The sequence below is a fragment of the Rhodoferax sp. GW821-FHT07G04 genome, assembly GCF_059418585.1.
The window spans coordinates 1,277,103-1,300,804 of the sequence record NZ_JBWKQD010000001.1 but is presented as its reverse complement, the minus strand read 5'-3'; the positions used below and the strand labels follow the sequence as shown (position 1 = coordinate 1,300,804).

Sequence of the window (23,702 nt, the reverse complement as noted above, 5' to 3'; positions counted from 1 at the left end):
AAGGGCGCGTCCCGTCGCAGGGTCGGCGGGTCATTACAATCACGTTTTACCCCCTAGTACCCAGCCGAGACCGATCAACTGCCTGACTGTGCGGTCTCGTTCGATGGGATTTGCCCGTTTTCCCGTTGCATGGGCGCTGCGCCCAAGTGCACGTGAGGTCCCCGAGGGGCAGACCGAATTCTGATTGACAAGGATATTTTCATGAGTCTGAAGTGTGGCATCGTTGGCCTACCCAACGTCGGTAAATCCACGTTGTTCAACGCCCTGACCAAGGCCGGCATCGCTGCGGAGAACTATCCGTTCTGTACCATCGAACCCAATGTGGGCATTGTTGAAGTGCCTGATGCCCGCATGACGCAGTTGGCCGACATCGTCAAGCCCGAGCGCATCGTGCCGGCTGTCGTTGAGTTTGTGGACATTGCCGGCCTGGTTGCCGGCGCCAGCACCGGTGAAGGATTGGGCAATAAATTCCTGGCCCACATCCGTGAGACAGACGCCACGGTCAATGTGGTGCGTTGCTTTGAAGACGACAACGTCATCCACGTGGCCGGCAAGGTGGACCCGATTGCCGATATCGAGGTCATCCAGACCGAGCTGTGCCTGGCTGACCTGGGTGCTGTCGAAAAGGCTTTGCAGCGCCATACCAAGGTGGCGCGCTCGGGCGATAAGGACGCACAAAAGCTGGTTGCCATCCTGGAGAAATGCCAGGTGGCTTTGAACGAAGCCAAGCCCGTGCGCACGCTGGACTTCAGCAAAGAAGAGCTGCCGCTGCTCAAGCAGTTTTTCCTGATCACCGCCAAGCCCGCCATGTTTGTGGCCAATGTGTCGGAAGACGGTTTCACTAACAACCCTCTGTTGGACCGCCTGACGGCTTTTGCCAAGGCCCAGGGTGCGCCCGTGGTGGCCATCTGCGCCAAGCTCGAAGCCGAGATGAGCGAGATGAGCGACGACGATCGCCAGATGTTCCTGGAGGAGCTGGGCCAGACTGAGCCCGGCCTGAACCGCCTGATCCGTGCCGCATACACCCTGCTGGGACTGCAGACCTACTTCACTGCGGGTGTGAAGGAAGTGCGTGCCTGGACCATCCACGTCGGCGACACCGGCCCGCAGGCCGCCGGTGTCATCCACACCGACTTCGAGAAGGGCTACATCCGTGCCCAGACCATTGCCTTTGACGATTACATCGCGTTCAAGGGCGAGCAGGGCGCCAAGGATGCCGGCAAGATGCGGGCCGAAGGCAAGGAATATGTCGTCAAGGATGGCGACGTGATGAACTTCCTGTTCAGCTCCTGATCCGCATTCTGGACCGCGCGTGACGCCGTCCTACGACTGGCTGGCCCTGGGCGCTGCGGCCTGTTGGGCTGCCACCAGCCTGCTGTCGGCCCCGCAGGCACGCTACCTGGGCGCGTTTGCCTTTACCCGCTGGCGCATGGCGCTGGTGTTCGTGATGCTGCTGCCTGTGGTGGTGCTCAGCGGTGGCTGGCACAGCCTCACCTGGCAGACGACAGGCACGTTGGCCCTCAGCGGCCTGATCGGTATCTTCGTCGGTGACACCGCGCTGTTTGCCTGCATGAACCGCTTGGGGCCGCGGCGCAGCGGTGTTCTGTTTGCCACCCATGCCTGCTTCAGTGCCGTGCTCGGCTTCGCGGTGTTGGATGAGCGCATGGGGCCGCAGGCCATGCTGGGCGGCGCGCTGGTGGTTGCGGGCGTGATGATGGCCGTGGCCTTGGGCGCACACAAGCAGGAATCGCATGCACTGGAGGTGACGCGCGGGCATTGGCCCTTGGGAGTGGCCCTGGGACTGCTCGCCGCGCTGTGCCAAGCCCTGGGCTCGTTGATTGCAAAGCCGGTGGTGGCTGCGGGTGTCGACCCCATCGCCGCCACGCTGTTGCGGGTGCTGGCCACCTGTGTGGCGCATCTGGTGTTGCTGGGCTCCGGTGTTGGTGTAGCCCGGGCGCTGAACCCCATGACCTGGCGTGTCGCGGGCTGGGTAGGGCTCAGCGGCATGATAGGCATGGGGCTGGGCATGAGCTTGGTGATGCTGGCGCTGAAGCATGGAGACGTGGGCATGGTGGGCATCCTGTCCTCCGTGTCGCCGGTGCTGGTCTTGCCCCTGTTGTGGTGGCGCCTGGGCCGGGCTCCGGCGGCCGGTGCATGGTGGGGGGCAGCGGCCACGGTGCTGGGGACCATGATCGTTTTGATGCGCTAGCCCTCGTCAAATGGTCGCTATTTGCTATCTAAAACATAGCAACCGCACCCATCATGGCGACCGTCATGCAGACGTAGCGGGCAAATTTACCAATCGCCATATAGGCCACGCAAGGCCAGAACGGCAGCTGCAACCAGCCTGCCACTGCACACAGCGGATCGCCCACGCCGGGCAGCCAAGCCAGCAGGCAGGCTTTGGGGCCCAACCGCTTCAACCAGTCCAGGGCTCGGGTGTGGTGGTGCGAATGGCTGTATTTGTCTGCGACCTTGTGCGCGCCATACCCCATCCACCAATCCACGGCGCCGCCCAGCGTATTGCCCACCGTGGCCACCAGCACCACGGGCCAGAACATATGGGGATTGAGGTGGATCAGTCCAAAGACCACCGGCTCCGATCCCAGCGGGATCAGTGTGGCCGAGATGAAGGAGACCAAAAAAACGGTTGTCAGGCTGTACTGCGGCAGCGACAACAAGGTAAGCAAATGTTCTATCCACGCGGGCATGGAGGCAGTGTAGACCTTGTGGTGCAAACGGGGTGGCGGTTGGGTGTTTTAAGGCCTGCGATTTTTGGGGCTTGATCGCGAGCGTGAGTGGTCGCACACCTTGTGCATCAGCCGGGTTGGCGGTTGCGTTGGTGCGCGCGAGAGCACTAACCGTCCCACACTTGGAAACATTTCTGCAAGAATTTCAATTGCTGAAATTTTAAGCAGCTAGAATGGCGGCCGGCCCGCGACACGCTTGCCTCGGCCCCACCCCATACTCCAAAGAAATTTCAGATGCGCATCGGTCACTTCGCGTTGGCGAATCCCTTGTTTGTCGCACCCATGGCGGGTGTGACGGACAGGCCGTTCCGCCAGTTGTGCAAGCGCCTGGGTGCGGGTTATGCGGTCAGTGAGATGGTCACCTCACGCCGCGATTTGTGGGATTCACTGAAAACCTCGCGCCGCGCCAACCACGCGGGCGAGCCCGGCCCGATTGCCGTGCAGATTGCCGGCACCGAGGCAGAGATGATGGCCGACGCCGCTGTCTACAACGTCGAACGCGGCGCCCAGATCATCGACATCAACATGGGCTGCCCGGCCAAGAAGGTCTGCAACAAGTGGGCCGGCTCGGCGCTGATGCAGGACGAGACCTTGGCCCTGTCCATCGTTGAAGCCGTGGTCGCCGCCTGCGCACCGCACAACGTGCCTGTCACCTTGAAGATGCGCACCGGCTGGTGCCAGGCCCACAAGAATGCCGTGGTGCTGGCCCGCGCCTTCGAGAGCGCTGGCGTGCAGATGCTGGCCGTGCATGGCCGCACACGCGAGCAGGGCTACAAAGGTGACGCCGAATACGACACCGTGGCCGCTGTCAAAGCGGCCGTGCGCATACCGGTGGTGGCCAATGGCGACATCACCTCGCCTGAAAAAGCACGGGCTGTCTTGAAGGCTACCGGCGCCGACGCCATCATGATCGGCCGTGCCGCCCAGGGTCGACCCTGGATCTTCCGCGAGATTGCACATTTTCTGGAAACCGGCACCCACCTCGCGCCGCCGCTGGTCAGCGAAGTCAAACGCCTGCTCGTCGAACACCTGCACGACCACTACAGCCTGTATGGCGAATTCATCGGCGTGCGCTCCGCGCGCAAACACATTGGCTGGTATGTGCGCGAGCTGCCCGGCGGCGAAACCTTCCGCGGCCAGATGAATGCCTTGGACAACAGCATGGCCCAGGTGGCAGCCGTAGAACATTTTTTGGACACACTCAACGAACACACGGACCGCATCCCCCACAAGGAGATGACGGCCGGTATCAGAGGAAGAGACAACACCATGGAATTTGCAACACCATGAGCAAGAAGCTCATTGAAGACTGCGTACGCACCAGTCTGGAAAGTTACTTTAGAGACCTGCGTGGCACCGAACCCGGTGGCATGCACGACATGTTGGTTCGCGCGGTGGAAAAGCCTTTGCTCGAAGTGGTCATGGCCCAAGCCGACCACAACCAGTCCAAGGCCGCCCAATGGCTGGGCCTGAACCGCAACACCCTGCGCAAAAAGCTGCTGGAACACCGGCTGATCGACTGACACCCACACTTGCCTTCGTGCGGCAAGCTGCTGCCAGGCCTCCCCCGAATTCTTAACTCTGGCTCGCTTTCCACACCATGAACGCACTTCTTTCTGTCTCCGACAAAACCGGCATCGTCGAACTCGCCCAGGCGCTGCACGCCCAGGGCATCAAACTGCTGTCCACTGGCGGCACCGCCAAACTGCTGGCCGACAAGGGCCTGCCCGTGACCGAAGTGGCCGAGATGACCGGCTTCCCCGAAATGCTGGACGGCCGCGTCAAGACGCTTCATCCCCGCGTGCACGGCGGCCTGCTGGCGCGCCGTGATGTGCCCGCGCACATGGCCGCGCTGGCCGAGCACAAGATCGACACCATAGATGTGCTGGTGGTGAATTTGTACCCGTTTGAAGCCACGGTGGCCAAAGCAGGCTGCACGCTGGAAGACGCCATCGAGAACATCGACATCGGCGGCCCGGCCATGGTGCGCAGCGCCGCCAAGAACTGGAAAGATGTGGCCGTGCTGACCGACGCATCGCAATACGCCACGGTGATTGCCGAGCTGAAGGCCGACGGCAAAGTCAGCGACAAGACCAAGCTGGGTTTGTCGATTGCCGCCTTCAACCGCATCAGCCAGTACGACGGCGCCATCAGCGACTACCTGTCCGCCATCCAGATTGGTGACACGGTGCCCGCGGGTGACGCAGCTCCCAAGCTGGACCTGTTTGCCGGCCAATCGAACGGCCGCTTCATCAAGGTGCAGGACCTGCGCTACGGCGAAAACAGCCACCAGCAGGCCGCGCTGTACCGCGACCTCTATCCTGCACCCGGCTCACTGGTCACCGCCAAACAATTGCAAGGCAAGGAACTGAGCTACAACAATATTGCCGATGCCGACGCGGCCTGGGAGTGCGTGAAAAGCTTCACCAATACGCCCGCCTGCGTCATCGTCAAGCACGCTAACCCCTGCGGTGTGGCCGTGGGTGCCAACGCGTTGGAGGCCTACAGCAAGGCCTTCCAGACCGACCCCACGTCTGCCTTCGGCGGCATCATCGCGCTGAACTGTGAGCTAGACGAAGCCGCGGCGCAGCAGATCGCCAAACAGTTTGTCGAAGTGCTGATGGCCCCTAGCTTCACCGCTGCGGCGCTGGAAGTCTTCAAGACCAAGGTCAATGTGCGCATCTTGCAGATCGACCTGCCCAAGGGTGGCGCCACCGATTGGGACAATGGCCGCAATGCCATCGACATGAAGCGCATCGGCTCCGGCATCCTGCTGCAGACCGCGGACAACCACGAGCTGGCCCTGAGCGACCTGAAGGTGGTCACCACCTTGCAGCCTACGCCCGAGCAATTGCAAGACCTGCTGTTTGCGTGGAAGGTGGCCAAATACGTCAAGTCCAACGCCATCGTCTTCTGCAAGGGCGGCATGACCATGGGTGTGGGCGCCGGCCAGATGAGCCGTCTGGACTCCGCGCGCATCGCATCCATCAAGGCCGGCCACGCCAACCTGTCACTGGCCGGCACGGCAGTGGCCAGCGACGCCTTCTTCCCCTTCCGCGACGGCCTGGATGTGGTGGTCGATCACGGCGCCACCTGCATCATCCAGCCCGGTGGCTCCATGCGCGACCAGGAGGTCATAGATGCTGCGAACGAGCGCGGCGTGGCCATGGTGTTCAGCGGCGTGCGGCACTTCCGGCATTAGAAATGCAGCCATAAACCCCGAAATGGGTTTTATGCAGCAACAGGCGAGACAAAAGTGGGTCTAGCCCTCGTCAGCATTGCCTGGAGTGCTCCTAAATTAGGAGTTTTTTAAGCCACTATTGCTGCTCGGATTCCTTTGCCTGGAAGTCGAATGGGCGCGCGGGGAGAAGAGCAGTTAATCGGCCAAGCCCAATGCCTCAAGCTTGGCCTTGGCGTCCTTTGAGCCCCTTTTTGCTGCCTTGCGGTACCACTGGACTGCCACGCCCATGTCCTTTTCTACGCCCTTGCCTTCCGCGTAGGTCTGAGCCAAGTCAAATTGGGCCGCGGATTGCTCCAGCGTCGCGGCTTCTTTCAACATTTCCAAGGCCTTCTCGTCGTCTCTCTCCACGCCCCGGCCGCTGGCATACATGCGCGACAAGCTGTAGATCGCGGTGGGGTTCTTCTTTGCCGCGGCCATGCTGTACCACTTCAGCGCTTGCGCCAAATCAACGTCGACACCGTAGCCGTTTTCGTACGCGTCGGCGAGATTGTTTTGTCCAGACGAATTGCCTTGGCTGGCAGACTTCTGGTACCACTTGAAAGCCTCCGCCATGTCAACAGGAACGCCCCGGCCATGCCTATAGGCGACGCCCATGGAGAATTGGCTGGACGCGTCTCCTTGGTCTGCCGATCTCCGCCACCATTCGACCGCCAATGCCAAATCCTGTGGCACGCCTTGCCCAGCAGCATAGGCCGCAGCGAGATTGCGCTGGGCCAAGGAATTACCTTGCTTGGCAGCCAAGTGGTACAGATCGAAAGCCTTGCTCCAATCTTGTTTGACACCCTGTCCATTTGCAAAGGCTGCGCCCAAGTTGTTGATGCCCCGGGAATGCCCCTGGGCTGCAGATTTTTGGAGCCATCTGACACTCTCGTTCAAGTCCTTCGCAACGCCTAGACCATTCGACAGCATCCACGCATAGTTGGTCTGGGCTGGCGCGAACCCCTGCTCTGCGGATCGACGGTACCAAAGAGCCGCTTGGGCAAGGTCTTTGGATACGCCGTTTCCATGCTCGTAGCGCTCTCCCAATTTGCTTTGGGCGGAGGGATCGCCACCATTGGCTGCTGCGGTCAATCCTTCAAGATCGGTGGTACCTGCGCCAACGCGAAAGCTGGAGATGTCGGCGTCAATGGGCAGGTCTCTGGTGCAAGGGCGACCGCCGCAGACACTGCCTTTGAACGCTGTGCGGCGCAGGATAGCTTCTGCGTGCTTGTTCAATTCAGGACTGGGGCTGTCTTGGATGGTGACGGATTCCAAGCTGCCATGACCGTTGATGCTTGCCGTGATCCGCAGCCGCCCTTGAACACGGAGGTATTCTGCGGCTAGGCGCAAATCTTCCAGCAGCTGGCCCATGCCCTCGATAGGGTAGGGGGGCTCATCCTGGTCTGTCAGGCCAGGATATTGCCCGCGCACGGTGTGACGCTGCTCTTCACTGAGCCCTCGCCAGCCAGCGCCAAAAGCCGGGGGGTGCACCGAAAACAAGGGAGCGGCTTGGCGCACAACGTAGTGGTCTTTTGGCGGATCAAGGGTGAAGACAAACTCTTGCTGTGCTACGACCAGACCGGATGGCACCCTGCACTCATACTGCAGCATGGCTTTTCGAACTGCTTCATGAAAAACCCGGGGGCCAGAGATGACGATGACGTCTTTGGGCTTGCCATCTAGGAGGAGAAGCTTGGCCATAACCGTGCCCACGGTCTCACTTTGAATGGCTGCACGTGGCATTTCGGGTGGTGTTTGTTTGCATGCCTTGGCGACTTCTGCACCGTCCAGCCTCCATTCGCTGCTCCCAGGATTCGGTGCAGTGGCTACCGGCTCTGCATTGGGCAGCGTCGGGCGGGCTTTGCGAAACCACTTTTCGGCTTCCCGGAAATTTTGTTCAACGCCCTGGCCCTGCACATAGATACGCCCCAGGTCGTTCATGGCTTCCGCATTGCCTTGCTCGGCCGATAGGCGCAGCCATTTGGCAGCTTCGTCGGTGTTTGTGCCAACACCCGTGCCATTCAGATACATGTTCCCAATCAGGCGCCGGGCCAGGGCATCGCCCTCTTGTGCCACGGGTAGCAGCTCTTGAAACGCTGCTGTAAATTCTTTATTCTGGAAGGCGGCTTCGCCTTCTTTGAGTCCTGCAACCGCAACGCCTGGGAGTGCAACGAGCACCAAAACCAAGGCGACAGTGCAGCGAGGGAAAGGCATTGTCATGGGTATGTGTGTAGGAACCTCATGGAGGTTGATGGTTGGCCAGCTCCCGCCAACGTTGCGCAATTAGCTGCGAAATTTATAGCAACTTGAAAACTGCTTCTGCCGCCCGTACGGTCTCAGCCAGGTCTTCATCCGTATGCGCAGCACTCACAAACCCCGCCTCATACAGGGCCGGGGCGAAGTACACGCCGCGCTCCAGCATGCCGTGGAACAGCGTGTTGAAGCGCTTGTTGTCCGTCGTCATCACCTTGGCATAGTTCTGCGGCAGCGTATCGAACAAAAAGAAGCCGAACATGCCGCCTTCGCTGTCCACGCTGAAGGGCACGCCGGCCTTGTCGGCGGCGCCTTTCAATCCGGCCATCAGTTTTTGCGTCTTGCCGCCCAAGGCTTCATAGAAGCCGGGTTTGCGAATCTCGCGCAGCGTGGCCAGGCCGCAGGCGGTGGCTACGGGGTTGCCCGAGAGGGTGCCGGCCTGGTAGACCGGGCCCAGCGGGGCCAGCATCTCCATGACGGCACGCTTGCCGCCAAAGGCTGCCAGCGGCATGCCGCCGCCGATGACCTTGCCCAACACGGTGATGTCCGGCGCAAAGCCGGGAATGGCTTTGGCATACACGCCCTGGGCGCTGCCCAACCCCACGCGGAATCCAGTCATCACTTCGTCAAACACCAACAGCGCACCGTGCTGCGTGCACAGCTCGCGGCAGCGCTGCATGAAGGGCACGGAGGCGCGCACAAAGTTCATGTTGCCGGCAATCGGCTCAATCATCAGGCAGGCCAGGTCCTTGCCGTGCAGCGCAAAGGCTTCTTCCAGTTGGGCGATATTGTTGTACTCCAGCACCAGCGTGTGCTGCACCACGTCGGCCGGCACACCGGCGCTGGTGGGGTTGCCAAAGGTGGCCAGGCCGGAGCCGGCCTTGACCAACAGCGCATCGGCATGGCCGTGGTAGCAGCCTTCGAACTTCAGAATCTTGGTACGACCGGTGGCGCCACGGGCCAGGCGGATGGCGCTCATGCCGGCTTCGGTGCCGCTGCTGACCAGGCGCACCATGTCCATGCTGGGCACCAGGCTCAGGATTTCTTCGGCCAGCTCCACTTCGCGCTCGGTGGGGGCGCCGAACGAGAAGCCGTCCAGCGCGGCCTTGGTCACGGCCTCTACCACCGCAGGGTGGCCATGGCCCAGGATCATCGGACCCCAGGAGCCTATGTAATCTATATAGCGCTGGCCGTTGGCGTCCCAGAAGTGGGCACCCTGGGCGCGGGATACGAAACGGGGTGTGCCGCCTACAGCCTTGAAGGCGCGCACCGGGGAGTTGACGCCGCCGGGGATGACTTTTTGGGCGCGTTGGAACAGTTGCAGGTTACGGTCAGTGTCGGGTGTCATTGGGGGAGATTTCAAAGGAAGATTCTTTGGGCTCTTCGTCGTCTTCGTCCGCCTCGGGGTGGGCCCAGAACAGGCGGTCGGGCAACACATTACCCATTCCGGGGCGGAAGCCGCTTTCCAGGCAACGGTCCAGGTAGCTCAGCGCCTCGGTGGCCGACTCTGCCAACTCCGTGCCACTGGCGATCAAGGCCGCCAATGCGGCCGACAGGGTGTCGCCGGCGCCGCCGAACACCGCCTCAAAGCGCTCAAATTTGTTGCTGCAAAGCACGGCCGTGGGGCTGCACAGCACGTTGTCGATGTACTGGTCGGGCAGGGGAATGCCGGTCACCAGGGTGTAGGGCACGCCAAACGCATCGGCCGCGCGGGCGATGTCACGGGCCGACGGACTGCGCTCGGAGCTCCAGTCGGGCAATAGCCAGCGGCACAGCGTGCTGTGGTTTCCAACCAACACGGTGGTCAGCGGCAACAGCAGTTCGTTGAAGGCGTCCTGGTAGAGGTCGATCTGGTCTTCCTGCCACCAGGACAGGTCGGGCATGTACGAGACCAGCGGGATGTCAGAGTAGTCGGACGCCAGTTCGGCGATCGCACTCAGGTTCTCCGGTGAGCCGACAAAACCCACCTTGATGACCTGTACCGGCACATCTTCCAAAATGGTGCGGGCCTGTTCGGTGACGGCTTCGTCGTCCATGCAAAAATGGTCAAACACCTCGGCCGTGTCCCGGGCGTAGGCACCGGTCATGACAGGGAGCGCGTGGGCGCCGACCGAGGCAACGGCCGTGATGTCGGCGGTGATGCCGCCAGCGCCGCTGGGGTCGTTGGCGTTGAAAACCATGACGCAGGCGCTGGGGCCTTCGTCTTCGGTTTCGAGCTCGGTGCTGGGGTCGGGGAGTGCCGTCATGCAGTGTCCTGTCTTAGGGTTTGTCAGCAGACAGAATGGCAGTTTTTGGGCTGGCGGCGGGCTTTTTTGCCTAAGCTGCTTCTATACAATCCTTGCATTCTATTCGAAGGCCCTATAAGCTGTGAGCGATACTAAAACATGGATGTGCCTGATTTGCGGCTGGATTTATGACGAGGCGGCGGGAGCCCCCGAGCATGGTCTTGCTCCCGGTACCCATTGGGCTGATGTGCCCATGAACTGGACGTGCCCCGAGTGTGGCGCGCGCAAGGAAGATTTTGAAATGGTTCAGATTTGAGATTGCAATGTTTGGGCAAGAATGCAGTGTCCGTAAACGTCCATACATGATGATCAGGAGCAAAGCCTTTTGAGTACCGCAGCATCCACTGTCAGAGTTTTGGTCATTGATGACAGCAATACGATTCGCCGCAGCGCGGAAATTTTTCTTAAGCAGGGTGGGCACGATGTGCTGTTGGCCGAAGATGGCTTTGATGCGCTGGCCAAGGTCAATGACTACCAACCTCAGCTGATTTTTTGTGACATCCTGATGCCGCGTTTGGACGGCTACCAGACCTGCGCCATCATCAAGCGCAACTCCAAGTACGCGGGCGTGCCCGTGGTGATGTTATCGTCCAAGGACGGCGTCTTTGATAAGGCTCGGGGCCGCATGGTCGGCGCACAGGATTATTTGACCAAACCTTTTACCAAAGATCAATTGCTGCAAGCCGTGCGGCAATTTGGGACCGTTATGCAAGGAGCTAGTTGATGGCAATAAATAAAGTACTCATCGTTGACGATTCAAAAACCGAGATCATGTTTCTCACGGATTTGCTGCAGAAAAACGGCTATACCGTGCGCTCCGCAGAAAACGCAGACGAAGCGTTCAAACGCCTGACCGAAGAGAAGCCAGACCTGATCCTGATGGATGTGGTGATGCCCGGGCAAAACGGTTTCCAACTGACCCGTGCCATCAATCGCACACCGGAATACACTGACATCCCGATCTTCATCTGCACCAGCAAGAATCTGGAGACCGATCGCGTGTGGGGTATGCGCCAGGGTGCGCGTGACTACATCACCAAGCCGGTGGATGCCGCCGAGTTGTTCGCCAAAATCAAAGCACTGGGTTGATTCGCTGTTCCCATGGCAAACCGCGAAGCACTTAGAGAACTCCAGTCTCGACTAGCCAGTCGTTTGCAGGCTGCCCGTACCGAGGGTATGTCTGTGGCTTGGCTGGCTGTGCGGGTGGGGGGCAGGAATCTATTGTTCCCCTTGGGGCAATCCGGCGAAATCTTTCCCTTGGCCAGCCTGCAGCCCGTGCCATATTCGCGCGACTGGTTTCGCGGTGTGATCAATATCCGCGGCGGCTTGTATGGCGTGGTCGATCTCGCAGGCTTTGTCGCTGTTGATACGGGGGCTGTGCGCGCCGAGCCTCCTGCCCAGGAGTTGAGCGTGGTTACGCTGAACCTGGCACTCGAAGTGAACTGCGCACTGCAGGTCGACGGCCTGCTGGGCTTGCGCGGCAGTGACGCCTTTACTTCTTCTTCGGCAGCCGACCCCGGCGCACCGGCGTATTTTGGACACCAGTTCATTGACTCGGCTGGCGAGCAATGGCAGGAAATCGATCTGCGTATCTTGTCACAAACCCCTCAATTTTTGAGTATCAGCGCTTAGACCCTTCCCTAAGGTTTCACCATGTCCGTCGTCGATAAATTAAAAAATATTTTCACCAAAAAGCAGTCGGAATCCGAGTTGGATTCGCGTCTCAGTCTTGCCATGCCTGAAGACTTGTCGAGTGCGGCAGGTGGCGAGACGGTCCAGGAAGACGAGGCGCCGATGGGGCTCAAGTTGGGCGGGGTTCCTATGGGGGCTGCGCCTATGAAAGAGGCGGTCGAAGAGGTCCCGCAAAAGCAGGATGCCGGCGACCTGGTCGCCATTCCCGGCTTGGGAAGTCGAACGGTGGTGCAACAGCAGCGCGTGCTGTTCATGCTGCTGGGTGCTGCATTGTTGGTGCTGGCGGGTGTGACGGTGTACGCGCTGAACCAGTCGGACAAAGTGGCGCAACAGCTGGGTGCAACTGGTCAGGCCTTGATGCAGTCGCAGCGACTGGCCAAATCCGTGACACAGGCGGTGGTGGGTAGTGCTCAGGCCTTCCCGGACGTGTCGGACAGTGCTGGCATTTTGTCTAAGAACGCCCGCGGTCTGCAAGATGGCGACAACGAACTGCGCCTGAAACCCCTGGGTGATGCCTATGTGCATGAGCTTGAAAAAATCATACCGCTGGTGGACCGCGCCGAGAAGAGCTCCAAGGCCGTCTTGGGTCAACAAAAAATCTTGACACAGATCAGTTCGGCGTTGCGTTTGATCAACCGCCAGTCTTCCGACCTGCTGGAAATTGCCGAAGCCATTCTGGCCATGAAGTTGCAGCAAAACGCGCCGTCGGTGGAAATTTCCGCGGTCGGTCAGTTGGTGATGCTGACGCAACGTATTGGTAAGTCCTCCAACGAGTTCTTGACGGCGGAAGGTGTCAGCCCTGAAGCCGTGTTCTTGCTGGGTAAAGACTTGAACACCTTCAAGGAAATCTCCCAAGGCCTGTTGTCGGGTAGCCAGGAGTTGCGCTTGGCTGCGTCCAAGGATGCTGGTACGCGCGAACAGCTCGACGCCCTGATCAAGATGTACGAGGAAACACGGGTTCAGGCCAGCGCGATCTTGGGTAACTTGCAAGGTCTGGTGGCCGCCCGCGAAGCGCAGGACGCGATCATTGCGGACAGCGAACCGCTGCGCCGCAACCTGGAAGAAGTGCAAACCGCGCTGTCCGCACAAACCGGTATTGGCGGTGGCGCCTTGGCCATCTTGGTGCTGGCTGCTGCGTTCGCGTTGACCTGTGCGGGTGGTCTGTCGTATGTGCAGTTGCAGGACAGCCGTCGCCGTCAGGTTGTGGCTGAAGACCAGCGTGTCGAAGCCGAACGCCAGGAGCATGAAGCCAAGCGCGTTAACGACGCCAACCAAGCGGCCATTTTGCGTTTGATGAACGAATTGCAGACAGTGGCTGAAGGGGATTTGACCCAGGAAGCAACCGTGACCGAAGACATTACCGGCGCGATCGCCGACTCGGTGAACTACACGGTGGAAGAATTGCGCTCCCTGGTGTCCAACGTGCAGAACACGGCGTCCCGCGTGGCGCAAACGACGTCGGATGTGGATGCCACGTCGACCGAACTGCTGGCGGCCTCCAATGAGCAGCTCCACGAAATTCGTGAAACCGGCCGATCGGTTGTGGATATGGCGGGACGTATTAACGAAGTGTCCACCCAGGCGCAGGAATCTGCGACGGTTGCGCGCCAATCGCTGCTGGCTGCAGAGTCCGGCCTGAAGGCGGTGCAGGACGCGATCGGCGGTATGAACTCCATCCGTGACCAGATCCAGGAAACCTCCAAGCGCATCAAGCGACTCGGTGAATCGTCGCAGGAGATTGGTGAAATTACCGAGCTGATTTCGGACATTACCGAACAGACCAACGTTTTGGCGTTGAATGCTGCTATCCAGGCGGCGTCCGCCGGTGAAGCCGGCCGCGGCTTCTCGGTGGTTGCGGAAGAAGTGCAGCGATTGGCGGAACGTTCCGCAGATGCGACGCGTCAGATCTCGGCGCTGGTGAAGGCGATTCAGACCGATACACAGGATGCGATCGGCGCTATGGAGCGCTCCACGCAGGGTGTGGTGGAAGGAGCCAAACTGTCCGATAACGCGGGTACCGCGCTGACCGAGATTGACCGCGTGTCACGCCAGGTGGCCGATCTGATTGAGCAGATCTCGAACTCCGCGTCCCGCGAAGCCGGCTTGGCCAACGTCGTGGCCGAAAACATCCAGCACATTTTTGCGGTGACCGAGCAAACGGGTGAAGGTACCCGGGTCACGGCGACCCAGGTGCGCGAGCTCTCCCGCATGGCGGAAGAGTTGCGCCAGTCGGTGTCCCGATTCAAGATTAGCTGATAGCAGCCCCACGCGCGTCCGACCAGAACAGAGAGATCCCAGGAGACCCCGAACCCATGTCATCGAATTCTGCCGCTCCCGGCGACAATGAACTGGCGGTCAGCGATCTCGGCCCTTTGGCCTGGGTGCTGGACGAGCTTCGCAAGTCCCTGGACGGCGCAACCAAGGCGCTTCGTCGTTTCGTTCGCGATGCGGAGCTGGCCCGGGGTTCGAATCTCTCCGAACTGGATGCCAGCCATTTGCGCATCGCACGGCAACAGTTGCACCAGGCGGTTGGTGCTTTGGAAATGGTGGGCCTCGGTGCACCCGCCAAAATGTTGCGTGCGATGGAGGCCCTGGCACAGAAGTTCGTGCAGCGGCCGGAGCAATGCAGTGAAGATGCAGCCACCCGGGTTGAACGCGCCAGCTTTGCGCTGACCGAATACCTGGAAGGTGTGCTCAAGGGAAAAACGGCGTCCTCCGTGGCACTGTTCCCGCAATACCGTGCAGTGTTGGAATTGGTGGGTGGCGAAGGTCCGCACCCGGCCGATCTGTGGCCGGTGGAGTGGCGCTGGCTGGACGTGCCGGTGCGTCCCGGCGTAGAGGCCCAGTCGTTCACGACGGCACTGCGCGGGCATATGGACCAGGCAGTCTTGCGCGTGATGCGCACTGGCGACCCCAAATCGGCCCAGCGCATGAGCGATTTGTGCGAAGGCTTGGCCGTGGGCCAGACCAGCCTGGAGCCCCGAGCATTCTGGGCGATCTGCGCGGCATTTTTCGAGGGCGTGGCCCTGGGGCTGTGCCCCGATGACGTGTACACCAAACGCGCGGCGTCGCGGGTTTTGCGCCAGTACACGTCTCTGTCCCGTGGGGACATGGCCATCTCGGACCGTCTGGCCCATGATCTGGTTTTCTTTTGCTCACTGTCGGTCCCCAAGCCCGACCAGAGCGCGCCGGCACTCAAGGCCGTGCGCTCAACCTATGGTCTGGAGCGCAGCAAACCGGTTCAATATGAAACCGAACAATTCGGTCGCTTTGACCCTGCCCTGATGGTGCTGGCGCGCAAGCGCATCGCCTCGGCAGCCGAGACCTGGTCGGCGTTGGCGGGCGGCGATACGAATCGTCTGAAGGTGGTGGCCGAGCAGTTTGGTGCTGTCGCCGAATCGGTCGTCAAATTGCACCCCGAAAGCGGGGAGTTGGGGCGTGCATTGGTGCGCGCCATTGACACCACGGTACGTTCCGGCACCACACCCGTGGCACCGGTGGCGATGGAAGTCGCCACCGCCATCCTGTACCTGGAAGCCGCTTACGACGACCTGGACCCCACCGAATCCCATATGGCCGAGCGCAGTGCGCGCCTGGCCGTGCGGCTGGAGCATGTCAGCGGTGGCGGGCAACCGGAGCCGCTGGAAGGTTGGATGGAGGAGCTGTACCGCCGCGTCAGCGATCGCCAGACCATGGGAAGCGTGGTCGACGAGTTGCGCACCACGCTGGCCGATGTAGAAAAGTCGCTGGACCAATTCTTCCGCAGCCCGCAAGACAAAGCGCCTTTGCGCGAGGTCCCCAGCCAGTTGGCGCAAATGCGCGGCGTGTTTTCCGTGCTGGGTCTGGACCAACCTTCGCTGGCCGCGCTGCGTATGCGCGCCAGTGTCGAACAATTCCTGGTCGACGACATTGACGAAGGTGCAGCGCGCCGCGGCATCTTCGAGAAATTGGGCAATAGCCTGGGAGCGATGGGCTTCCTGATCGACATGCTGAGCTACCAGCGTGCGCTGGCCAAGAAGCTGTTTGTCTACGATGAGGAGCAGGGTGAGTTCAAACCCCTGATGGGCCGCGAGCGTACAGCGGACGAAGAGGCTCCTGCTGTTGTCGCCGCGCCGACGCCTACGGCCTTAGACCAGACACAGCCCTTGATGGTGGACCCTGTCTTCGACAAGACCATCACCATAGCTGTACCGCCACAACAGGCTGCGCCCAGCCCGGCGCCGTCCCCAGAGCCAACCCCAGCACCTGTGCAGGCGGTTGCTGCACCCCAGCCCGCCCCGGAACTGTCCGAAGACGAAGCCGAACTCATCGACATCTTCCTGGAAGAAGCCCGCGAGGTGGTGCAAAACGGCTTGGCCGCGGTCGATGCCTTGAAGGAAGATCCGTCCAACCTGGCGGACCAGACCACGCTGCGCCGCGCCTTCCACACGCTCAAAGGTAGCTCCCGCATGGTGGGCCTCAACGACTTTGGCGAAGCCGCCTGGTCCTTTGAGCAACTCTTCAACAACTGGCTGGCCGAACAGCGCCCTGCCAGTGAGGATCTCATTACCGCCGGTCAGACGGCCATGCAGGCCTTTGGCCGCTGGGTGGACGATATTGCCGGCAAGACCGGCGTGCCATGGAATCCACAGGATTTCCGCAAGTCTTCGGACTCTCTGCGACTCAATGGCGTGTGGATTCCGCTGGCTACGCCAGAAGCCCAAGCGCCGCAGGCCGCAGTGGCCGCGCCCGCAGAGACCGTTGAGTTGGCGGATGTTTCAGACACCGCGGTGGCGATGCAGGCCGTTGCCGCGCCTGAGCCCGCGGTTGAGGTGATGGATGACGTGGTCTCGGCTCCAGCAGCAGAGGCATCCCCCGACTTCGCCTCCACCCAAACCTTTGGTTTCGAGAATACCCAGGCCTTCCCGCACGAAAGCAAGCAGGATTCCGACAAGGCCTTCCAAGGCGCAACCGAAGTCACCGAAGTCGATTTTGGCGACTTCGATTTCGGCGAACTGGCAAGCCCCGCCAAGCCTGCAGCGGTGCAGGAATCCGTGGCCGAGGCTGTGGAAGTTGTCGAAGAGCCCGTGGCGACTGTGGAAGAGGTCAGCACCTCCCATGGTGATGGCTACGCCGCGTTGGACGCGGAACTTGCCGATCTGGACCTGACCGCGGAACTGCTGCCTGAACCGGTGCCCGCACTCGCTCCCGCAGATGTGGCGGCGGTGGTAGACGTGGTGGAAGTGGCCGAGGAAATCGCTGCACTGCCGGTGGAAGAAGCACCCGCGGTGCCTGAGCCCGAAGCAGAACCTCTGCCGCAAGCTATCGCTGAGCCCCAGCCCGAAGCCGAGTTGGAGGCCCCTGTCCTGGAAGCCCCGGTGGACGAATTGGAGCTGGCTGTACCCGATGTGATCGAGGCACCGCAGGCCGCCGCCCCGGTGGTCGAAGAGGTAGACGAACACGTCAAGGTCATTGGGCCACTGCGTCTGAGCATTCCGCTGTACAACGTCTACCTGAACGAGGCCGACGAATGGTCGCGTAGGTTGCAGGTGGAGCTCAGTGAATGGGCGCTGGAACTGCAGAAGCCTCTGCCCGATTCCCTGGTGTCCCTGGCCCACTCGCTGTTGGGCAGCTCGGCAACCGTGGGCTTTGTCGCCCTGTCCGAGATGGCACGCGCGCTGGAGCAAGCCCTGCAGCATGTGCAATTGCACCGCCAAGGCACGCCCGAGCAGGCCGAGGTGTTCTCCAGCGCGGCCGAAGACATCCGCCGTCTGTTGCACCAATTCGCCGCCGGCTTCCTCAAGGAATCGGATGCAGGCGTGTTGGCCGCATTGCAGACCATCATTGATACCGAATTCCCGGCCCCCACCATCGACTCCATCGTCAGCGCGCTGGACGACGAAGTGGCCATGCCCGAGGAGCCGCAGGCCGCGGAAGTCCATGCGCTGGTCGATGCGCCAGCGATCGAAGCCGTCGTGGTCGAAGAACCCGTGGTGGCCGAGCCCATAGCGATCGAGCCTGTTGTGGAAGCCCCGGCCGCCGTTGCGATCGAGCCCGCAGTGGTTGCAGCTCCCGCTCCGTTGTCGGTGGCTGCGGCGCCGCTCAATATTGCGCAGGCCGAAGACGACGACGAAATCGATGCCCGCGACAACCTCGACGAAGACCTGTTCCCCATCTTCGAAGAAGAGGCTGTTGAGTTGATGCCCCAATTGGGTACCGCGTTGCGTCAGTGGGTCGAAAACCCCGACAACCTGAAGGCACGCAACGAAGTGCTGCGCGTGCTGCACACCCTCAAGGGCAGTGCCCGTTTGGCAGGTGCCATGCGCCTGGGCGAAATGGCCCACCGCATGGAGTCCAGCATCGAGCAGGTCGGTACCGAGCAAATCCAGCAAGTTCAGCTCGAACCGCTGTTGACACGCTTTGACGGTTTGCAGACCACCTTCAACGCCCTGGGCGGCGCACCCGTCGTGGCGGTGGAGGCACAGCAGCAGCCCGTGGCGCCGGTGGCCGATTCTGTCGTTGCGACCGACACCCCCGCGGGTGCAACACCCAGTGTGCCGCGGCCCGTGGTCAGTGTGGCTCCCGTTCGCGTGGCACCGCGCGGCTTGGCCGCTACCGGCGCAGCGCGATCCACCACCCAACACTCCGTCCGCGTGCGTTCGCAGCTGTTGGACCGTCTGGTCAACCAGGCCGGCGAGGTGATGATCTCCCGCGCCCGCATGGAAGCCCGCCTAACCCAATTGCGCGGATCGCTGACCGATCTGACCGGCAACTTGGAGCGCTTGCGCAACCAGTTGCGCGACGTCGAGTTGCAATCCGAATCGCAGATGCAGTCGCGTTTGGCGCAGACCAAGGATTCGGCTCAGGCCTTCGACCCGTTGGAGTTCGACCGATTCACCCGTGTGCAGGAACTGACCCGCATGATGGCCGAGTCCGTGCACGACGTGGCCACGGTGCAGCGCAATCTGCAGCGATCCATTGAAGGTGCTGAAGACGATTTGATCGCCCAGGGCCGCCAGGCCCGCGAGCTGCAACGCGACCTGCTGCGTACGCGCATGGTCGAGTTCGAAAGTATTTCGGACCGCCTGTATGGCGTCGTGCGCCAGGCGTCCAAGGATGCGGGCAAGCAGGTCAAGCTGGACATCACCGGCGGCTCCATTGAAATGGACCGTGGCGTATTGGAGCGTATGGCCCCGGCGTTTGAACACATGCTGCGCAACTCCGTGGCGCACGGTGTTGAAAGCGGCGCCGACCGCGTGGCGGCGGGCAAGGCCGCGGTGGGGACCATCGCCATCCATGTCAACCAGGAAAGCAATGACGTGTCGGTCGCCTTCAGTGATGACGGCGGCGGCCTGCACTTGGACAAGATCCGCGCCAAGGCCATTGCCAATGGCGTGCTGGCCAGCGACCAGACGCTGAGCGATGATGAAGCAGCCAACCTGATTTTCACGCCCGGCTTCTCCACGGCGGACCAGATCACGGAGCTGTCGGGACGCGGCATCGGCATGGACGTGGTGCGCTCCGAAGTGAACGCCTTGGGCGGCCGCATCGAGACCGCCACCAAGCATGGCCAGGGCACGACCTTCAAGGTGGTGCTGCCCCTGACCACGGCGGTCACGCAGGTGGTGATGCTGCGCGTGGGGGACTTCACGATCGGCGTGCCGTCCGCGCTGGTAGAAACCGTGCTGCGCACTCCCGCCGCGGTGCTGGAGCAAGCCTACCAGCGCGAAGGCTTCGACATGGCAGGCCAGATGCTGCCCTTCTTCTGGGCCGGTGCGTTGTTGCAGGTTTCTGCACACAGCACCGAACCACCGACCAAGACCCGCTCGGTCGCGGTGTTCCGAAGCGCCGGCCAACGCCTGGCCCTGCACGTCGACGAAATCTTGGGCAACCGAGAAGTGGTGGTCAAGAACCTGGGCCCGCAATTGGCGCAACTGCCCGGTCTGGCCGGTGTGTCGGTGCTGGCATCCGGTGCCGTGGCACTGATTTACAACCCTGTGGCTTTGGCGGCTGTGTACGGTGACCAGGCCCGTGCCCTGCACAAGTCTGTGGAGATCGCCGCGGCCGCCTCAGCTGCCGATGCAAGCGGCAGCCCCGTCGCTCCAGTGACCACCTTGAGCAGCGTGGTCAACCAGGTGCCGTTGATCCTGGTGGTCGACGACTCCATCACCGTGCGCCGTGTGACCCAGCGTCTGCTCAAGCGCGAAGGCTACCGGGTGGCCCTGGCCTCCGATGGTCTGGACGCGCTGGAAAAGCTGCAGGAAGAAAAGCCCACCGTGGTGCTGTCCGACATCGAAATGCCGCGCATGGACGGCTTCGACCTGGCCCGCAACATCCGCGGCGATGCCAAGCTGCGTGATCTGCCCATCATCATGATCACGTCGCGTATCGCGGGTAAGCACCGCGAGCACGCCAAGGAACTGGGCGTGGACCACTACCTGGGCAAGCCCTACTCCGAAGACGAGTTGCTGGGCCTGGTGCGCAGCTACTGCGCGACCACCGCCGAAGCCTAAGCTACCGGCTTTTTCACGATCCCGTAGCGCTGCAGCGTCAGCGCACGGGCTTCCGCATGGTCCACGATCGGGTGCGGGTAATCCTTGCCCAATTCCACGCCGGCCGCTGCCAACTCCAACGCGCCCAGTTTCCAGGGCGCGTGGACTTGCTTGGCGCTCAGCTTGCTCAATTGCGACAGATAGCGCTTGATGAACTTGCCCTGGGCATCAAACTTTTCACTCTGGTTGATGGGGTTGAAGATGCGGAAGTAGGGTTGCGCGTCACAACCGCTGGAGCTGACCCACTGCCAGCCACCGTTGTTGGCGGCCAGATCGAAGTCGTTCAGCTTTTCTGCAAAGTAGCGCTCGCCCCAACGCCAGTCAATGCCCAGATGCTTGACCAGAAAGCTGCCCGTCACCATGCGCAGGCGGTTGTGCATATAACCGGTCTGGTTGAGCTGGGCCATGGCCGCATCCACCAGCGGGTAGCCGGTGGCACCCTGGCACCAAGCCGTGAACAAGGCCTGGGCCCGTTCACCTTGCTCCCACACAATCGCGTCGTATTCGGGCTTGAAGGCGCTGCCCACTACATGCGGAAAGTTCGCCAGCACCTGGAAGTAGAAATCCCTCCAGATCAGCTCACCCAGCCACACCGATGCGCCCGCGCTGCCGTCCAGGTGGCGCTGCAGGGCTAGGCCTACCAGTTGGCGTATTGACACCGTGCCAAAGCGCAGGTGCACGCTGAGGTAGCTGGGGCCTTTGACCGAAGGAAAGTCCCGCGTCTGACCGTACTGGTCCATGCGTTGCCAAAAGTCATCGACCAGCTTGTTCGCCCCCTTGGCTCCCGGCAGGATGCCCAGCGCCTTGAGGTTGGTAGGTTGGAAGCCAATCGCCTCCAAGCTGGCCACATCTCGCGCATAGTCCGCCGGGCGCTCTGCCAGCGCCTGCCGGGCACGGGCGGGCGGGCAGGCATGCGGCGCGGGTGGCACCTCACCCAGCCGCGCCAGCCAGGCGCGCTTGTAGGGCGTGAACACACCATAGGGCGTGCCGGTTTGCGTCAGCACCTCGCACCGTTCAAAAATAACGTGGTCTTTGACGGTGCAGAGGGCAATGCCTTGCTGCTGCAGCGCAGCCTCCACCGCCTGGTCACGGGCTATGGCCTGGGGTTCATAGTCGTGCGCTGTAAACACCGCGTTGACACCCAGTGCTGCGGCCAGGCGGGGAATGGCCTCTGCCGCCGTTTCGTGCAAGACGATCAGGCCTGCGCCGGGCTTGCCGGCCAGACTGCGCAGGCTGGCGTCCAGCTCCACCAGGGTTTCGCGTATGAACTCCACCCGCCGATCGGCGCGGGGCAAGTCGTCCAAGATGGCGCGGTCCAGCACAAAGACGCAATGCACCTGGGCGCAAGCCTGCAGCGCGGCGCTGAGGGCGGCGTTGTCGTGCACCCGCAGGTCGCGGCGAAACCATACCAGGCCGGATTCAAATTCTGAGTGCATGGCTGCCGCTAAAATTGGTGCATGTCTGGCGATTCTGCATCCATCAACCTCACGAATCATTTTTTGATCGCCATGCCGGGGTTGGAAGACGCCATTTTTTCGAAAAGCGTGGTCTATGTGTGCGAGCACACCCCCCGCGGCGCGCTGGGCCTGGTCATCAACAAGCCGGCCGAACTGAAGATGGAAGCCCTGTTCGGCAAGATCGACCTGCCGCTGCAGCGCCATGACCTGACCGACAAACCCGTGCTGCAAGGCGGCCCGGTGCAGATGGAGCGCGGCTTCGTGCTGCACGAATCCGTGTTCTCGGAAGACGAGAAGCCCGAGCAATCCCTGTACGCCTCCACGATGAGCATCCCCGGCGGGCTGGAGATGACCACCTCCAAAGACGTGCTCGAAGCCCTGTCCAGCGGTTCCGGCCCACGCCGCGTGTTGGTCACGCTGGGCTATTCGGCCTGGGGCGAAGGCCAGTTGGAAACCGAGCTGAGCGAAAACAGCTGGCTCACCGTGGATGCCGACCAGTCGGTGATTTTTGATACCCCGGTCGAAGAGCGCTATGACCGCGCGCTGGCCCTGTTGGGGCTGCAGGCCTGGATGATCTCCAGCCAGGTGGGGCACGCATGAGCGGCGCACCAGCCGCCCCCGCGGTTGTGCCACCGACTCTGAATACTTTTTTGGCGATTGATTTTGGTTTGAAGCGTACCGGTGTGGCCGTGGGCAACCGCATGATGCGCAGCGCCACGTCGGTCGGTACCGTCAAGGCCGAAGGCGATGCCCGCTTTGCGTTGATCGAAAAACACATCAAGGAATGGCAGCCCGATGCCCTGGTCATCGGTGTGCCCTACCACCCTGACGGCGCGGCGCACGAGAACACCGCGCGTGCGCAAAAATTTGGCCGCCAGTTGCATGGCCGCTTCAAGCTACCGGTGTTTGAAGTGGACGAACGCTACAGCACGACCGAGGCCATTGCCTCCGGCGCCAAAGACGCCGATGCCGCATCGGCCTGCATTATTTTGGAACAGTTTTTGAGGAGTTTGCCGTGAGTATATTGGCATTGGATGCGGAGGCGCTGTACAAGGAATTGCTGCGCGGTGTGCAGTTGATTTCTGGCGCCAATACGCGGTTAGTGGGCATCACGTCGGGCGGCGCCTGGCTGGCCGAACGCCTGCAGCACGACATGAAGCTGCCGGGCGATGCCGGCAAGATTTCCTCCGCCATGCACCGTGACGACTTCGCGCAACGCGGCCTCTCCAGCGGTGGACAGACTGTTCTGCCTTTCGATGTAAACGGCGCCGACATCCTGATCCTGGACGACGTGCTCTACACCGGCCGCACGATACGCGCCGTCATCAACGAGCTGTTCGACTACGGCCGCCCGGCCAGCGTCAAACTGGCAGTGTTGGTAGATAGAGGAGGGCGCGAACTGCCGGTGCAAGCCGACTTCGCAGCGGCCCGCGTGTCCCTCTCAACAAACCAATCCTTGGCCCTAGCGCGTAGTGATGCAGGCGTGTTTAGCTTTGATGTGAAGGAGCGATGAA

19 protein-coding genes are annotated in these 23,702 nt (G+C 61.6%); 14 read left to right on the top strand and 5 right to left on the bottom strand.

Translation table 11 applies throughout. From position 1 onward, the window contains the following. Positions 1-201: 201 nt before the first annotated feature. Positions 202-1,293 carry a redox-regulated ATPase YchF gene (gene ychF / locus AC07OO_RS05980; RefSeq protein WP_495081135.1) on the top strand — a complete coding sequence of 364 codons (1,092 nt, stop codon included), beginning with the start codon at positions 202-204 and terminating at the stop codon, positions 1,291-1,293. 19 nt (positions 1,294-1,312) lie between these two features. Then, positions 1,313-2,209 carry a DMT family transporter gene (locus AC07OO_RS05975; protein WP_495081134.1) on the top strand — a complete coding sequence of 299 codons (897 nt, stop codon included), beginning with the start codon at positions 1,313-1,315 and terminating at the stop codon, positions 2,207-2,209. A gap of 28 nt (positions 2,210-2,237) precedes the next feature. On the opposite strand, the gene AC07OO_RS05970 is transcribed toward AC07OO_RS05975, so the two are convergent. Further along, positions 2,238-2,711, bottom strand: coding sequence for a YqaA family protein (locus AC07OO_RS05970; protein WP_495081133.1), 474 nt, complete (start codon positions 2,709-2,711; stop codon positions 2,238-2,240). 273 nt (positions 2,712-2,984) lie between these two features. Between AC07OO_RS05970 and dusB the strand changes: the two genes are divergently transcribed. The 3 genes from dusB to purH all read left to right on the top strand — a co-directional run bounded on the left by dusB (position 2,985) and on the right by purH (position 5,952). After that, positions 2,985-4,040 (top strand): tRNA dihydrouridine synthase DusB, encoded by a 1,056-nt coding sequence (gene dusB / locus AC07OO_RS05965; RefSeq protein ID WP_495081132.1) that lies wholly within the window; start codon positions 2,985-2,987, stop codon positions 4,038-4,040. Beyond that, on the top strand, positions 4,037-4,273 hold the full coding sequence (locus AC07OO_RS05960; RefSeq protein WP_495081131.1) for a helix-turn-helix domain-containing protein: 237 nt from the start codon (positions 4,037-4,039) through the stop codon (positions 4,271-4,273). Before dusB ends, AC07OO_RS05960 begins: the two co-directional genes overlap by 4 nt. A gap of 77 nt (positions 4,274-4,350) precedes the next feature. Beyond that, positions 4,351-5,952: a bifunctional phosphoribosylaminoimidazolecarboxamide formyltransferase/IMP cyclohydrolase gene (gene purH, locus AC07OO_RS05955; RefSeq protein WP_495081130.1), complete on the top strand. Its 1,602-nt coding sequence runs from the start codon at positions 4,351-4,353 to the stop codon at positions 5,950-5,952. A gap of 174 nt (positions 5,953-6,126) precedes the next feature. On the opposite strand, the gene AC07OO_RS05950 is transcribed toward purH, so the two are convergent. From AC07OO_RS05950 to thiD, 3 genes are all read right to left on the bottom strand, one after another. Then, positions 6,127-8,190, bottom strand: a complete 2,064-nt coding sequence (locus AC07OO_RS05950; protein ID WP_495081129.1) for a hypothetical protein — start codon at positions 8,188-8,190, stop codon at positions 6,127-6,129. 76 nt (positions 8,191-8,266) lie between these two features. Beyond that, positions 8,267-9,571 carry a glutamate-1-semialdehyde 2,1-aminomutase gene (hemL, locus tag AC07OO_RS05945; protein WP_495081128.1) on the bottom strand — a complete coding sequence of 435 codons (1,305 nt, stop codon included), beginning with the start codon at positions 9,569-9,571 and terminating at the stop codon, positions 8,267-8,269. After that, positions 9,555-10,469, bottom strand: a complete 915-nt coding sequence (thiD, locus tag AC07OO_RS05940) for a bifunctional hydroxymethylpyrimidine kinase/phosphomethylpyrimidine kinase (RefSeq protein WP_495081127.1) — start codon at positions 10,467-10,469, stop codon at positions 9,555-9,557. The genes hemL and thiD overlap by 17 nt, the downstream gene beginning before the upstream one ends. Positions 10,470-10,590: 121 nt before the next feature. Between thiD and AC07OO_RS05935 the strand changes: the two genes are divergently transcribed. The 6 genes from AC07OO_RS05935 (at position 10,591) to AC07OO_RS05910 (ending at position 20,692) form a co-directional block, all read left to right on the top strand. After that, positions 10,591-10,764 carry a rubredoxin gene (locus AC07OO_RS05935; RefSeq protein ID WP_479612583.1) on the top strand — a complete coding sequence of 58 codons (174 nt, stop codon included), beginning with the start codon at positions 10,591-10,593 and terminating at the stop codon, positions 10,762-10,764. Between the two features lie 69 nt (positions 10,765-10,833). Then, positions 10,834-11,232 carry a response regulator gene (locus AC07OO_RS05930; RefSeq protein WP_495081126.1) on the top strand — a complete coding sequence of 133 codons (399 nt, stop codon included), beginning with the start codon at positions 10,834-10,836 and terminating at the stop codon, positions 11,230-11,232. Continuing rightward, positions 11,232-11,597, top strand: a complete 366-nt coding sequence (locus AC07OO_RS05925) for a response regulator (RefSeq protein ID WP_495081125.1) — start codon at positions 11,232-11,234, stop codon at positions 11,595-11,597. Before AC07OO_RS05930 ends, AC07OO_RS05925 begins: the two co-directional genes overlap by 1 nt. Before the next feature lie 12 nt (positions 11,598-11,609). Continuing rightward, positions 11,610-12,140: a chemotaxis protein CheW gene (locus tag AC07OO_RS05920; protein ID WP_495081124.1), complete on the top strand. Its 531-nt coding sequence runs from the start codon at positions 11,610-11,612 to the stop codon at positions 12,138-12,140. 21 nt (positions 12,141-12,161) lie between these two features. Further along, entirely contained in the window at positions 12,162-14,456 is a 2,295-nt protein-coding gene (locus AC07OO_RS05915) for a methyl-accepting chemotaxis protein (RefSeq protein WP_495081123.1), read from the top strand. A gap of 56 nt (positions 14,457-14,512) precedes the next feature. Beyond that, positions 14,513-20,692: a hybrid sensor histidine kinase/response regulator gene (locus tag AC07OO_RS05910; RefSeq protein WP_495081122.1), complete on the top strand. Its 6,180-nt coding sequence runs from the start codon at positions 14,513-14,515 to the stop codon at positions 20,690-20,692. On the opposite strand, the gene AC07OO_RS05905 is transcribed toward AC07OO_RS05910, so the two are convergent. Then, entirely contained in the window at positions 20,689-22,167 is a 1,479-nt protein-coding gene (locus AC07OO_RS05905) for a cryptochrome/photolyase family protein (protein ID WP_495081121.1), read from the bottom strand. The genes AC07OO_RS05910 and AC07OO_RS05905 overlap by 4 nt on opposite strands. Before the next feature lie 21 nt (positions 22,168-22,188). On the opposite strand from AC07OO_RS05905, the gene AC07OO_RS05900 reads away from it, so the two are divergent. The 3 genes from AC07OO_RS05900 to pyrR are packed head-to-tail and all read left to right on the top strand — an operon-like array spanning position 22,189 to position 23,701. Further along, positions 22,189-22,788 (top strand): YqgE/AlgH family protein, encoded by a 600-nt coding sequence (locus AC07OO_RS05900; RefSeq protein WP_495081120.1) that lies wholly within the window; start codon positions 22,189-22,191, stop codon positions 22,786-22,788. Further along, positions 22,785-23,207, top strand: a complete 423-nt coding sequence (ruvX, locus tag AC07OO_RS05895) for a Holliday junction resolvase RuvX (protein WP_495081119.1) — start codon at positions 22,785-22,787, stop codon at positions 23,205-23,207. The genes AC07OO_RS05900 and ruvX overlap by 4 nt, the downstream gene beginning before the upstream one ends. Continuing rightward, on the top strand, positions 23,204-23,701 hold the full coding sequence (gene pyrR / locus AC07OO_RS05890; protein ID WP_495081118.1) for a bifunctional pyr operon transcriptional regulator/uracil phosphoribosyltransferase PyrR: 498 nt from the start codon (positions 23,204-23,206) through the stop codon (positions 23,699-23,701). The genes ruvX and pyrR overlap by 4 nt, the downstream gene beginning before the upstream one ends. Position 23,702: the final 1 nt, after the last annotated feature.